We start from the raw sequence: 14,164 nt of genomic DNA, 5'->3' as shown, positions 1-14,164 counted from the left end.
TGAGAACCTGTCTATGTTTATTCGCCAACACTTATTTGCTTTAAAAGTTTCGCTGGCATTAGTTCCGGCATTATTACTTCCCATTTGTGCTAATGCCAGCGTGACGATTATGGGCAGTAGGATTATTTATCCTGAACAGGCGCGCTCAGTAGATGTGCAGTTTAAAAATAATGATGCTATTCCTTATGTTATTCAGAGCTGGTTTGATAACGGCAATAAAGATTCCCAGCCGGATGGCCAGGTAAACACGCCTTTTATCATAACGCCGCCGGTATTTCGCATTCAGCCTAAAGCCGGACAAATTGCCAAGATAATATTAAACAATGCCGTCTCACAAGCCCAGGATCGTGAATCCGTTTACTGGTTCAATACACTTCAGATTCCGCCTTCTAATATCGCCAAAGATAACGCGCAAAATGCAATGCTGGTGGTATTACGTAACCGCATGAAGGTGTTTTATCGCCCTAAAAGCATTGGCGCGCCTAAAAATATCCTTAAAGGTATAAAGGTCACATCCTTCTATCAGGCGAATAAGGGTATGGGTATTGAAATTGATAACCCCCAACCCTGGCACGCTTCATTAGTAGACGTTGTATTAAAAGTGGGTAATCAGTCTTTAAAGCGAGATGCGGATATGGTTTCACCCTTTTCGCGGCAAACTTACTGGTTCAATAACAGTAAACGCCTTAAGGGCTCAGGGGTGATTACAGTCTCGGCAGTTAATGATCAGGGAGCTAAAATCAGTGAAAACTTTACGGTTGAAGTTAATTAGTCCGAAACTCATAGCTTTTACCGTGTCGGCCTGTTTCTCTTACGGTGTATGCAGCGAAGAATATTATTTTGACTCCTCGCTTTTTCAAGGGGCGACATTTGGGAAAAACCTCGAACAATTCAATCAAAATGAAATTGCGCAGGGAAATTACCTGGTTGATATTTACCTCAATAGTAAAATGATTAAATCTGGGGTAAAAATAAACTTCAGGAAATTTAACGACCAGGGCGGAGTAGAACCTTGTCTGTCTGAAGAAATCGTAACGCTATTGCAAATAAAAACCCTGCGCACCGGACAACCGACAGCATCTTGTCGGCCTTTATCCGGCTGGACAGAAGCGGGCAGCTGGCGTTTCGATCAGGCATCGCTTCGTTTGCACTTTACATTACCTATGGCAAGCCTGAACCGGACTCCGCGTGGCTACATCCCCGTATCGGAATGGGATGAGGGCGTTACGGCATTATTTTTGCGCCACAACACCAATTTCACCTGGTCAGAAAATCGCTCGTCAAATTACCGATATGAATATTTGTGGAGCGGAATAACGGCAGGCACCAATCTGGAAAAATGGCAGTTCCGTCATCAGGGCAATATGCGCTATTTGCGTAACAGCAGAACCGGAAGCCGTTACCAGTACAACCAGGTCAGAAGCTGGGTCCAGCGGCCTTTAGAGGGGATAAACAGTCAGCTTGCTTTAGGTGATAACTACACCAGTAACTCCCTCTTCGGTAGCCTTGCATTCAACGGTATCAAACTCGCCTCTGATGAACGCATGTGGCCACAGGGCAAACGGGGTTATGCACCAGAAGTTCAGGGTGTTGCCACTTCCGATGCCCGCGTTATCGTGCGTCAGCTTAATAACGTGATCTATGAGACAAGCGTTCCCCCCGGCCCTTTTGTCATTGATGACCTGTATAACACCAGCGGTCAGGGAGACCTTGAGGTTGAGGTCATCGAAGCTAACGGTAAGCGTTCTACCTTTACGGTGCCCTACTCTTCTGTACCGGATTCTGTTCGTCCAGGAAACTGGACATACGGTCTGGCGCTGGGACGTGTACGTCAGTATTACAGCGTAGAAAACACGTTTTTTGAAGGCGTCTTACAGCGCGGCATCAGTAACCGCTTCACAGCGACGGCCGGTTCACGCCTCGCAAAAGATTATCAGGCATGGCTGGCAGGCGGTGTATGGGGTTCACCGGTCGGTGCTGTAGGTATGAACACCATTTTTTCACAAGCACGCGTTGAGCAAAACAAAAACGACCGGCTGGCGTGCCGAACTGAGCTACAGCAAAACCTTTGAAACCGGGACAAATCTGGTTTTAGCCGCTGACCGTTATTCCACCAGCGGTTTTCGCGATCTGCAGGACGTTTTGGGCGTCAGAAGGCAGAATGACACAGGTATCAGCTACTACTCCGATTCGATGAACCAGCGTAACCGGTTATCCGCAACCCTGGGGCAGTCATTTGATGACGTCGGTATGTTTACCCTGAGCGCCAGCACAGCCGATTACTACAACAATAAATCCCGCATCACTCAGTTGCAGCTTGGCTATAACAACAACTGGAAAAAGATCAGTTACGGCTTCAACGTCGCACGTCAGCGCACGACCTGGAATACAACGCGATCCGATCTGGATCTCTTCAATCGCCAGGACGACACTCGCGCGCAACGTTATACCGAAAACACCTTTTCCTTTAATATCTCAATGCCTCTTGCCTGGAACAACACCTCTTCTGTTTCCTATTACTATAACCAGTCAAAACAAACACGTAGCTCATCGCTGTCCCTGTCAGGATCGGCGGGTGACAACAATGATATTTCTTATTCTGTCTATGGCGGCAGTGAACATTATCGCAATGGCAATAGTGGACAGGCACTGAACTTCGGCGGAAACGTTCAGCAAAATACGCGTCTGGGCGCTGTTCGCGCCAACTATGGTCAGGGCGAAAACTATCGTCAGGCTGGGCTGGGGGCATCCGGCACCGTGGTGCTTCACCGGGGCGGCATTACACTTGGCCCATACAGCAGTGAGACATTCGCCCTGGTTCAGGCCGATGGCGCACAGGGCGCGCTGGTACGAAATGGTCAGGGAGCTGTCATCGATCGCTTTGGCTATGCCATTTTGCCCTCACTCAGTGCCTATCGCGAAAATAACATCAGTCTGGACACGCTGGACATGAATGCCGATGCCGAACTGAGCGGCGGTAGTCAACGTGTGGTCCCCTATGCGGGGGCTGTTGTACGGATAAATTTCGCCACCATCAAAGGCAAAGCTGTCTTGATCTCGCTCACCAGTAATGCGGGGGAAACGCCCCCTATGGGCGCTGAAGTTCGTGATGCCGACAACACGGTTATTGGTGTCGTCGGTCAGGGTGGTCAGCTTTATGCACGTGTCCCCCACGACTCCGGCACACTTAAAGTCAGTTGGGATAACGATGGTCAACAAACCTGCCTGGTGAATTATCAAATTACCGGAAAGCAAGACGGTCACCTGATCCAGCTTACCGGCTTATGTAATAAGGAGTAGCGCGTGTTCACAAGAATCCTGCTTTTGTTAATCACTACCCTACTGGTACCGCTTCCACTTCTGGCGAATTGCACAAAGGTCACGAGTCAGGGCCAGCTTTCCCAGGCCGCTAAAGATGCCGGCTATACCGCAAAGGGATGGGAAGGTGCCTGTGATGAGTGCACAGGGCGGCTGGCATTGCCTGCAATCATCAATATCAATTCGGGCAAGCTGTTTCAGCCCTCGGGGACGTTGCTGGCCAGTGCGGTCGGCCATCCGCTCAACAACCCGATGAGGGATGCGTTTACGCCGAATCAGATTCTGTACCGCTGCGACATGGGTGATGCGGATAAACTCTTTGAAATGTATTCCACGAATGGCGACAGAGAAGAAGCCGGTAAATATGCCACCAGCGAGGTTGAAGGCGCTTATTTTGATAAGTTCAAAAATGTGGCGGTCAGACTGACCAACCTTACCACGGGTGAATATTACAGCCGCTACTGGAAAGCACGGCAGCTTAGTGCCAGCGACTGGTATACCGATGGGCAAAAAATATACATCCCGGCCAGTATATTTAGCAGTGTGCTCTACGAAATATTTAAAATCGATGAAGGTAAACATTACGTCAATAGTGACAACTATTATTTTGAGACAAACAATCAACCCCGCGGATATATTGCATTTAAAGGTCCTGGACTGGAAAGTAATAATCTTTATCCCGGTGCGGATCATTCCACGGTGTGGAATGGCTGGCACTATGACTGGCCTGTTGGCTGGAGTTCGTGGAAGACAGTCACCTATGTTCGCGGCGCAGCCTGCGAGGTGTACGATTACCCCGCGGTCGTCTCTCTGCCATTAACCAGCGTGGGTGTTTTAGCCGCTGGAGGCAGCAGCCAGGCACCTTTTTCCATTACCCTCCGCTGCGAGACCGGGGCAACGTCCGGGATCAAGAATTCCACTGTGACATCAGCCAACGTCGCAATGGGTTTTCTGGTAAATCAGCCTCGGGCCGTGGCAATGGCTCAGACGCTGGGCCTGACCACCAGCAGCGGTGGATTAACCTGGCTGCTCGACACAAACTATGGCGACAATAACGGCGGTTCGGCCTCTGGTGTAGGGATAAAAATTTACAACAGTGCGGGTGCCGCACTCAACCTGTTGCCCGATATAAGCAGTACCGGCACAGGCAATACGCGTGGATGGTATGCTTATAAAGATTTAACCACACTTACGTCATCAGACAACGGTGAGATCTACAGCGGCGATTTTACTGCCTCCCTTGAGGCTATTCCCGGACAAGTTATCACTTCAGGAACCGTTAATGCACAGTTACAAGTGGTGGTCAGTTTTCAGTAGCAGCCTGTATTTACTCACGGCGTTATTGTCAACGCAGGCAGTTGCCGTTGTAAACATTGATAAAACCCGCATTATTTTCAATGCCAACGAGATTGCGCAATCCGTCAATCTGGTCAACAGTGAAAACAGCCCTGCCGTTTTACAAATCTGGACAGATGACGGCGATATCTATGCCCCGCCAGAGAAGAGCAAAACACCGGTCATGGCTATGCCGCCGGTCTTGAAAATGCAGCCCGGCGAATTACGCTCTATAAAGCTGATGCTGACCTCACGCGCTGGCTTGCCCCCCGGGAAAGAAACCCTGTACTGGCTGAATATCTACCAGATACCGGCGCTCAAAAAATCTGACAACCAGCGCGATAAAAAAGTCGTTCTGCCGCTGCGTATTCGCCTGAAGGTTTTTGTACGTCCGACAGGGCTGGGTGCCCCCCGGCCGGAAGATGCACAAAAACTACGCTTTACCCGACAAAGCCAGCAAATCATGATTTCTAACCCTACGCCCTGGTATATGAGCCTGAACGCGAAAGTGGAAAAAGCGGTATTGAGAAATATTATGGTCGCACCGCTGTCTGATATTGTGGTTCCCGTCACCACTTCCGTTAATCCCGGTGCAAACGTCGAATATGAAGTGATTGACCAGAACGGTAACGTTGAGAAACATCGCAGCACGCTTCGCGCGACTGTTGGGAAGTAGCCGAATTACCTATTTCTGGCACAAAGAGAGTTGATATGGAACGCTGATGAGGCACTGAAATGCAGTGCCTCTGACAAGGTTCGTTCTTCAATGAAGCGCAGTTTTTATCTGTTTAATTTTTCGTAAGCGGGCAAAACACAGCATTCAACTGGAAACTTCCATATTCGATATTATCTCTCTCATCTTCTTCGTTTTCATACACCATAATTTCCATAATTGCCTCGGTAAACAGATAGCCATTAATGGGCAAAATAAACATGTTTTCATTAATTATACCGTCCTCGACAAGATTATGGTAAATTTTAACATTCTCCTTTTGATACTCCAGGAAGTCGCCGACAGTGTCGAACCTGTCAGCCGTAGTTCCATAAGGAAAAATATTTCGCGTACCGTTGTAGTTAATGAATACATATCCAGGGCTGACAAATGGACCACCGGACCAGCGTATTATGCCGGTATCACATCCGACCCGATAAAGGCGCATCGCCACCTTGTATTTTTTTTGCGCCTCCGTAACGTCCGGATTGATTTCTACTGCCCCCATAGAAAGAACATCTCCGGGCTGATGACCGTTCAGACTCCATGGGATCATTTTTGCATTTCTGAAAAACCACATATATCGCTCCTTTATGTTATTTTAAATTCACTCTGAAAAATTTAACGGCCATAACTGTGAATGTCTTTTGATTTGCTAATCATGATTAAAATCAGACAGCGCACAAGCAATACTCCACGGTCAAACCGTTGAGTTATCAATTCTTGATTTAAAAGTGGCACCTGCTGTGACATATCAGCCATTCACTTTGAATGCCATTAATCCATGTATATCATCGCTGATTAAGTTTCTCTGTCGTTGAATAAGTTTGGGAAAGGGGTAAAAACTTCACCCAATCAATCTACATCATCACCTTATGAGTTTATTGTTCAAAATCAGTAAAACTGTCGGCCAGTCGAAATTAAACATTAATATTTCAATGAAAAACCCATGAAGCAAAACCATTATAAGTCAGTTACCCATCTAAGCATTTATTTAGAAAATGGCTTTACTAAAAATAGCAAAACAGCCATATCGGATAGCTTACAGCCCATGCATGAAGTGCAGTTTTATTTAAATATATATCCGTTTAAATTTCCGAAAAAAAATAACAGCGACCTATTTAAACTGAGGATGAACTGACATTACAGCAGCCTTGAAATGCAATACAAGGTCAATATGAAAGAGGTAAAGATGACAGAGAAGAGATGAGGATTTTATGCCTGCCCGATTACAGTATGACCGGCGCATCACGTTATTGCCCTCGAGGGGACTATTTCGTAAAAAATGGATGAAAAAATTAATCGCCACGCGTCATTAGTTGCAATCGCTAAATGGATAGATGAAACGGAGCGTCGAAATAGGCGATGAAGATCTAATGGTCGTATCGCGAGCGTTCATGTCTGTTTCATTCCCGTTATTTCTTCCGGCGATACGCTGCGTAGAACGCGATTCATATCTACGGTAATGCGGACGCAATAGAGACTCACACAGCATTGTAACACTGTGTGGTCCGGCTACGGCGATAAACGTACAGACCGTGCCGGGCCCCCGAGACAGGATGACTATGCTGAAAGATTACGTTCAACAGCGGCTAAAACGTCATCACAACGAATCGCACGTAGCCCCGCATGTGATTCTGCAGGGCGCAATACCTGATGCATTGTGCTGTCCTGAACAGGCGCAGCGCCATCAATCGCATTCTGATCACTGAACAACGCCACGGTCGGCGTTTGCACGGCCACAGCCAGATGTAAGGGGCCGGTATCGCCCACCACCAGCGTTTTAAAGCCGCTGATCTTTTCCGCCAGTTGAATGAGGTTTGTGGTGCCCGCCACATTTTTGACCCGCTCACTGGGCACTTTCATGCCGTCAATGATGCGTTGGTTCAGGGCCTTTTCGCCCGGAGCACCTACAAGTTCAATGGTCAGATCATCATGTCGGGAAATTAAGGTATCGATGAGCTGTGAATAATAGCTGTCAGGCCAGCATCGCTCCATACTGGATGCGCCAGCATGAATACCAATGACCGGCGCGTGATTAACCTGACGCTTGAAAGGCGCCGGAATAAACATGGCTTCTGAGGGCATCGGAATACCGACAGCACTCAACAGGTCTTTTTTCTGACGGATAAGATGAATATTGCCGTGCTTTCGGTTGTCATGAAACGCGGACAAACAATTTTCCAGAATAAATTTTTCTTTGCCCTGGTAGTCCGCGTAATAAACGTCTTTCAGTATGTAGTCAGACCCGGCCAGCGAGGCGGCAACAATGTCATAGGGTGCGCGCGAATGCAGGATAAAGGTCGCTTCAACCTGCTCTTTACGCAGCGATTTGACCAGTTGCATCATACCGCCGATTTTTCCGTCCCAGTATAATATCTTGTCAATCAGGGGGCTTCCTTCCACCAGCGCAAGATTACGTGGCTGAATCACCATGATGATTTTAGCATCGGGCCAGCGATCTTTTATCGCGCCAATAGCGGGCGTGTTAAACATGAAATCGCCAAGTGCCGTGTTCGAAATAATTGCAATGCTTTTGAGATCATGGTGCTCAGAAAAGCGGTCAATTTTTTTGACGCGATAACCCGTCAACCTCCATAGCGACAGGAACAATCTGGCGGCTTTTTGCTTTGCGATTTTACTCATAAGTGGTCCTGACTGACGCCTCATTATCCTTACTGTGCCCCTGCCCCTTTTACGTGTGGTCAAGGCAAGAAGCGCATGTTTCTTAGTCACGCAGACTGGCGGAAAACTGCGGGCGCAGTATATAGCATAAAACGTGAAGGGCGAAGCCAGCGTTCCCCTCGGACGGCGTTTTATCGGCAACGCCACATGCAGCCGTTCATCCAACCTCGCTTTCAATAAAAAACGGGAACCAACCGGCTCCCGTTCTCGTTTAACCCAAATTCTGGATTACATATTCGCGATAATCGCGTCACCAAACTCTGAACATTTCAGCAGCTTAGCGCCATCCATCAGACGTTCGAAGTCATAGGTCACGGTCTTGGCAGCGATTGCGCCTTCCATGCCTTTAACAATCAGGTCTGCGGCTTCGAACCATTCCATATGACGCAGCATCATTTCAGCGGACAGAATCACGGAACCTGGGTTCACTTTATCCTGACCTGCGTACTTCGGTGCCGTACCGTGGGTGGCTTCGAACAGCGCACATTCGTCACCGATGTTTGCGCCTGGTGCAATACCGATACCGCCCACCTGCGCCGCCAGGGCGTCAGAGATGTAGTCACCGTTCAGGTTCATACAGGCGATAACGTCATATTCTGCCGGACGCAGCAGGATTTGCTGCAGGAAGGCATCGGCGATCACGTCTTTTACGATGATCTCTTTACCGGTGTTTGGATTTTTAAATTTCATCCATGGGCCGCCATCGATCAGCTCGCCGCCGAACTCGTCTTTCACTAACTGGTAACCCCAGTCTTTGAAGGAGCCTTCGGTGAACTTCATGATGTTGCCTTTGTGTACCAGCGTCAGTGAATCACGATCGTTAGTGATGGTATATTCCACTGCTGCACGGACCAGGCGCTTGGTGCCCTCTTCCGAACACGGTTTAACACCGATACCGCAGTTTTCTGGGAAGCGAATTTTCTTCACGCCCATTTCTTCACGCAGGAATTTGATGACTTTATCCGCTTCTGGCGTGCCCGCTTTCCATTCGATACCGGCATAGATATCTTCGGAGTTTTCGCGGAAGATCACCATATCCGTGTCTTCAGGACGTTTTACCGGGCTTGGTGTACCGGTGTAGTAGCGTACCGGACGCAGGCAAACGTACAGATCCAGTTCCTGACGCAGCGCAACGTTCAGAGAACGGATGCCGCCGCCAACTGGCGTGGTCAGTGGGCCTTTGATCGCTACGCGGTATTCTTTGATTAAATCGAGGGTTTCTTGCGGCAGCCAGACATCCTGACCGTAGAGTTCAACCGATTTTTCACCGGTATAAATCTCCATCCAGGAGATTTTACGCTCGCCGTTGTAGGCTTTTTTCACAGCGGCATCAACCACTTTCAGCATCACTGGTGACACATCAACGCCGATACCATCCCCTTCGATGTAAGGGATAACCGGGTTATTTGGGACAACCAGTTTACCTTGATTCAGGGTGATTTTCTGACCTTCCGCCGGAACAACTACTTTGCTTTCCATTAACCTCTCCTTCGAGCGATTTTTTGTTAATGATTTGTAAGATGCGCGTCAATACTACTTGAATATTCACGCCACGCCAATCACCGCAATTTCGCGTTATAATGCGCTGAATGTTCCAGACTGCAAAGCGTATGCGAAAAACTAATCAGACTTCTCATCCAAATAAACGATTCAGCCGACAAACACGTCCCGTGCATCGCAAGGCGTCCTCGCCGCCTGCCGTCCGCCGCGTGCTTCTGTTCAACAAACCCTTCGATGTTCTGCCGCAATTTACCGATGAAGCCGGCCGCCGCACCCTCAAAGATTTTATCGACGTGAGTGACGTTTACGCGGCGGGCCGACTCGATCGCGACAGCGAAGGACTGATGGTCCTGACTAACGATGGTCCGCTACAGGCGGCGCTGACGCAGCCCGGCAAGCGCACCGGCAAGATTTACTATGTGCAGGTGGAAGGCGCGCCTGAGGAAACCGATCTACAACCTTTGCGCGATGGCGTTAATCTGAAAGATGGCCCGACGTTACCGGCTGGCGTCGAAAAAGTGGCTGAGCCCGACTGGTTGTGGCCGCGCCAGCCGCCGATTCGCGAGCGCAAAGCCATTCCAACACAGTGGCTGAAAATAACACTTTTTGAAGGACGCAACCGTCAGGTCAGACGTATGACGGCCCATATTGGCTTTCCAACCCTGCGTCTGGTGCGCTATGCCATGGGCGAGTTTACGCTGGGCGATTTGGCCCCGGGTGCCTGGCGCGATATCAGCGCACAAGATTGACTGCCATTATCATTTCCATAACTTTAAGTTAACAATTCAGGAGGATCGATGTTTAAACCGCATGTCACCGTCGCGTGCCTGGTGCAGGCTCGGGGTGCATTACTGGTCGTTGAAGAACGCGTCAACGGCATCGCCACCTGGAACCAGCCTGCCGGTCATCTTGAAGCCGATGAAACGCTGCATGAAGCCGCATCACGGGAATTGTTTGAAGAGACCGGCATTCGGGCCGAAATGCAGTATTTTATCGGCATAAACCAGTGGATCGCCCCAGATAATACGCCTTTTGTGCGGTTTCTGTTTGGCGTGGATCTGGACGATATCCAGCCAACGGCTCCGCAGGACAGCGACATTGATTGCTGCTGGTGGGTCGCGCCAGAGCAGATTCTGTCGGCCTCTAACCTGCGCTCGCCTCTGGTTGCCGAAAGCGTACGCCGCTGGCAACAGGGCGTACGCTATCCGCTCGACCTGATCAGCCCGTTCAACTGGCCGTTTCATGAAGGTGCGCACCCGCGTTCAGCGTGATAGAATGCGCCGCCTGTTTTACTGTTTTGCGAGCTTGTGATGTCTGATAACTGCCAGAAAAAAGTGATCGTCGGAATGTCCGGCGGCGTCGATTCTTCCGTTTCCGCCTGGTTACTGCAACAGCAGGGCTATCAGGTTGAAGGCCTGTTCATGAAGAACTGGGAGGAAGACGATGGCGAGGAATACTGTACCGCCGCTGACGATCTGGCGGATGCGCAAGCCGTGTGCGACAAGTTAGGTATTAAACTGCACAAAGTGAACTTTGCGGCAGAGTACTGGGACAATGTCTTTGAACACTTCCTGGAAGAGTACAAAGCGGGCCGCACTCCCAATCCCGATATCCTGTGTAATAAAGAAATCAAATTCAAGGCGTTTCTGGAGTTTGCCGCAGAGGATCTGGGTGCAGACTTCATCGCCACCGGGCACTATGTCCGCCGTCAGGATATCGATGGCCGCAGCCACCTGCTGCGCGGTCTGGATGGTAACAAAGACCAGAGCTATTTCCTTTACACACTCAGCCACCAGCAAATCGCGCAGAGCCTGTTCCCGGTCGGCGAGCTGGAAAAGCCTGAAGTGCGTCGCATCGCTGAACAACTTGAGCTGGTGACGGCGAAGAAAAAAGACTCCACCGGCATTTGCTTCATTGGTGAACGCAAGTTTACCGAATTCCTGGCGCGCTACCTCCCTGCCCAGCCGGGTGAAATTGAAACCGTCGACGGACAGATTGTGGGTGAGCACCAGGGCCTGATGTATCACACGCTCGGCCAGCGTAAAGGGCTGGGCATTGGCGGTCTTAAAGAAAGCAAAGACGATCCCTGGTACGTCGTTGATAAAGATGTGGCGCGCAACCGCCTGATCGTGGCGCAGGGCGGCGACCATCCCCGACTGATGTCAGTGGGTCTGATTGCCAAGCAGTTACACTGGGTTGATCGTCAGCCGCTAACCGCACCGCTGCGTTGTACGGTGAAAACCCGCTACCGTCAGACCGATATCCCCTGCGAAATTATCCCGCACGGCGAGGATAAAATTGAAGTCCGGTTTGATGAGCCCATTGCTGCGGTCACGCCGGGTCAGTCTGCGGTGTTCTACCTTGATGAAGTCTGCCTGGGTGGCGGTATCATCGAAGAACGTTTGCCTTGGGTTGCCGCATAAGACCGGTGCGAATAACGCGTAAACAGGAGTAACCGTGGCAAAAAACTATCAGGACATTACCTTTGCACTGGCGGGCATTTGCCAGGCGGCCCATCTGGTGCAGCAGTTAGCCAATCAGGGACATTGTCAGCCGGAGGCGCTGACGGTGTCACTGCGCAGCGTACTGGACCTGAATCCTCCCTCGACCCTGGCGGTATTTGGTAACAACGAAGCCAACCTGCGCCTGGGGCTGGAAACCCTGATGGCCGTGCTGAACAGCACGCAACGTCAGGGCGCTGGTGCCGAACTGACCCGTTACACGTTGAGCCTGATGGTACTGGAGCGCAAGCTCAATGCGAACAAGAAGGCTATGAACACCCTGGCCCAGCGTATCAGCCAGCTCGATCGTCAGCTGGCGCATTACGCGTTGGAATCCGACACTATTCTGAGCGCCATGGCGGGCATTTATGTCGATGTGATTAGCCCGCTCGGCCCACGTATTCAGGTAACCGGATCGCCGGCAGTGCTACAGAATTCCCTGCTACAGAGTAAAGTTCGCGCCACGCTGCTGGCCGGCATTCGTGCCGCCGTGTTGTGGCAACAGGTTGGCGGAGGCCGACTGCAGCTGATGTTTTCGCGCCAGCGTTTACTGCGCGAAGCCAAATCGATTTTATCCCGCCTGCCACTGACTTACTGAGTCAGTGAGGCAAACACCGTTAAATGAATCAGGAGTTGCACTGATGGAATTATCCTCTCTGACCGCCGTCTCACCTGTCGATGGTCGTTACGGCGATAAAGTCAGCCCGCTGCGCGCAATTTTCAGCGAATTTGGTTTGCTGAAGTTCCGCGTTGAGGTTGAAGTTCGCTGGTTACAAAAACTGGCTGCGACCGCAGAGATCAAGGAAGTTCCTGCATTTGATGCTGACGCAAACGCTTTCCTTGACGAGATCGTCGCCCGTTTCAGCGAAGCAGACGCCGCACGCATCAAAACCATTGAGCGCACCACCAACCATGACGTGAAAGCGGTTGAGTATTTCCTGAAAGAAAAAGTGGCGGATGTGCCCGCCCTGCATGCAGTGTCGGAATTTATTCATTTTGCCTGCACCTCTGAAGACATTAATAACCTGTCCCATGCGTTGATGCTGGAAACAGCACGCCGCGATGTCATTCTGCCTTACTGGCAGCAGCTGATCGCCGCCGTAAAAGGCCTGGCGCAGGAATACCGTGATATTCCCCTACTGTCTCGCACGCACGGCCAGCCCGCTACGCCATCGACCATGGGTAAAGAGATGGCCAACGTAGCCTACCGCATGGAACGTCAGCTACGTCAGCTGTCGCAGATTGAAGTGCTGGGCAAAATCAACGGCGCCGTGGGTAACTACAACGCGCACATTGCGGCGTACCCGGAAGCCGACTGGCACCAGTTGAGTGAAGAGTTTGTTACCTCGCTGGGCATCACCTGGAATCCCTATACGACGCAAATCGAGCCGCACGACTACATTGCCGAGCTGTTTGACTGTATCGCCCGCTTTAACACCATCCTGATCGACTTTGATCGCGATATCTGGGGCTATGTGGCACTCAACCACTTCAAACAGAAAACCGTTGCAGGCGAAATCGGCTCGTCGACCATGCCGCATAAAGTAAACCCTATCGATTTTGAAAACTCGGAAGGCAATCTGGGCCTGGCCAACGCGGTCATGCAGCATCTGGCCAGCAAACTGCCGGTTTCCCGCTGGCAGCGTGATCTGACCGATTCTACCGTGCTGCGTAACCTGGGTGTCGGCGTAGGCTATGCGCTGATCGCCTATCAGGCCACCTTAAAAGGTATTTCAAAACTGGAAGTGAACCGCGAGCGCCTGCTGGATGAACTGGATCACAACTGGGAAGTGCTGGCCGAGCCGATTCAGACCGTGATGCGCCGTTACGGCATCGAAAAACCGTACGAGAAGCTGAAAGAGCTGACCCGCGGTAAACGTGTTGACGCCGCAGGCATGCAGGCCTTTATCGACAGCCTGGCGCTGCCTGAAGAAGAAAAAACCCGTTTAAAACAGATGACCCCGGCAAATTATCTTGGCCGTGCGATTCAAATGGTTGATGATCTGAAATAATATCCCTTCTGCAGACCGGTTCCCGCCGGTCTGCGTTAACCTGCTGTTTAATTCATTTCGCTTATACTTATTTAAATTCGTTTCGATCTGATGCTAAGGAA

The 14,164-nt window shown here is 50.4% G+C and carries 11 protein-coding genes and 1 pseudogene; 9 read left to right on the top strand and 3 right to left on the bottom strand.

Translation table 11 applies throughout. From position 1 onward, the window contains the following. Positions 1-13 precede the first annotated feature (13 nt). The 4 genes and pseudogenes from G5574_RS21120 (at position 14) to G5574_RS21105 (ending at position 5,329) form a co-directional block, all read left to right on the top strand. The gene (locus tag G5574_RS21120) at positions 14-772 is read left to right on the top strand and encodes a fimbria/pilus periplasmic chaperone (protein WP_110267821.1); all 759 of its coding nucleotides are present in this window, start codon (positions 14-16) and stop codon (positions 770-772) included. Further along, positions 723-3,300, top strand: a pseudogene (locus G5574_RS21115) (fimbrial outer membrane usher protein). Before G5574_RS21120 ends, G5574_RS21115 begins: the two are co-directional and overlap by 50 nt. A 3-nt stretch (positions 3,301-3,303) precedes the next feature. Then, positions 3,304-4,635, top strand: coding sequence for a fimbrial usher protein StbD (gene stbD / locus G5574_RS21110; RefSeq protein WP_050504706.1), 1,332 nt, complete (start codon positions 3,304-3,306; stop codon positions 4,633-4,635). Then, complete coding sequence (locus G5574_RS21105; protein ID WP_033737528.1) at positions 4,601-5,329, top strand: fimbrial assembly chaperone; 729 nt, start codon at positions 4,601-4,603, stop codon at positions 5,327-5,329. Before stbD ends, G5574_RS21105 begins: the two co-directional genes overlap by 35 nt. 112 nt (positions 5,330-5,441) lie before the next feature. Here the strand turns inward: G5574_RS21105 and G5574_RS21100 are convergent, their stop codons facing one another. From G5574_RS21100 to icd, 3 genes are all read right to left on the bottom strand, one after another. Continuing rightward, a complete protein-coding gene (locus tag G5574_RS21100; protein ID WP_033737529.1) occupies positions 5,442-5,945 on the bottom strand; it encodes a hypothetical protein in 504 nt (167 codons plus the stop codon). A 983-nt stretch (positions 5,946-6,928) separates the two neighbouring features. Continuing rightward, the gene (locus G5574_RS21095; RefSeq protein WP_033737531.1) at positions 6,929-8,011 is read right to left on the bottom strand and encodes a glycosyltransferase family 9 protein; all 1,083 of its coding nucleotides are present in this window, start codon (positions 8,009-8,011) and stop codon (positions 6,929-6,931) included. Between the two features lie 267 nt (positions 8,012-8,278). After that, positions 8,279-9,529, bottom strand: a complete 1,251-nt coding sequence (gene icd / locus G5574_RS21090; RefSeq protein ID WP_033737532.1) for an NADP-dependent isocitrate dehydrogenase — start codon at positions 9,527-9,529, stop codon at positions 8,279-8,281. Between the two features lie 110 nt (positions 9,530-9,639). On the opposite strand from icd, the gene rluE reads away from it, so the two are divergent. Genes rluE through purB form a run of 5 tightly spaced genes read left to right on the top strand, consistent with a single transcriptional unit; the run spans position 9,640 to position 14,063 of the window. Further along, on the top strand, positions 9,640-10,299 hold the full coding sequence (gene rluE, locus G5574_RS21085) for a 23S rRNA pseudouridine(2457) synthase RluE (protein WP_054687913.1): 660 nt from the start codon (positions 9,640-9,642) through the stop codon (positions 10,297-10,299). A gap of 48 nt (positions 10,300-10,347) precedes the next feature. Further along, positions 10,348-10,821 carry an NUDIX domain-containing protein gene (locus tag G5574_RS21080; RefSeq protein ID WP_033737534.1) on the top strand — a complete coding sequence of 158 codons (474 nt, stop codon included), beginning with the start codon at positions 10,348-10,350 and terminating at the stop codon, positions 10,819-10,821. Positions 10,822-10,860: 39 nt separating this feature from the next. Continuing rightward, complete coding sequence (mnmA, locus tag G5574_RS21075) at positions 10,861-11,973, top strand: tRNA 2-thiouridine(34) synthase MnmA (RefSeq protein ID WP_164483143.1); 1,113 nt, start codon at positions 10,861-10,863, stop codon at positions 11,971-11,973. A gap of 34 nt (positions 11,974-12,007) precedes the next feature. Continuing rightward, positions 12,008-12,649: a high frequency lysogenization protein HflD gene (gene hflD / locus G5574_RS21070; RefSeq protein ID WP_164483142.1), complete on the top strand. Its 642-nt coding sequence runs from the start codon at positions 12,008-12,010 to the stop codon at positions 12,647-12,649. Positions 12,650-12,692: 43 nt separating this feature from the next. Then, positions 12,693-14,063 carry an adenylosuccinate lyase gene (purB, locus tag G5574_RS21065; RefSeq protein ID WP_039341046.1) on the top strand — a complete coding sequence of 457 codons (1,371 nt, stop codon included), beginning with the start codon at positions 12,693-12,695 and terminating at the stop codon, positions 14,061-14,063. The last annotated feature ends 101 nt before the right edge of the window (positions 14,064-14,164 follow it).

The organism is Pantoea stewartii (genome assembly GCF_011044475.1).
Taxonomy (GTDB): domain Bacteria; phylum Pseudomonadota; class Gammaproteobacteria; order Enterobacterales; family Enterobacteriaceae; genus Pantoea; species Pantoea stewartii.
The sequence above is the reverse complement of the archived record's forward strand: the minus strand, read 5'-3'. Positions and strand labels throughout refer to the sequence as shown.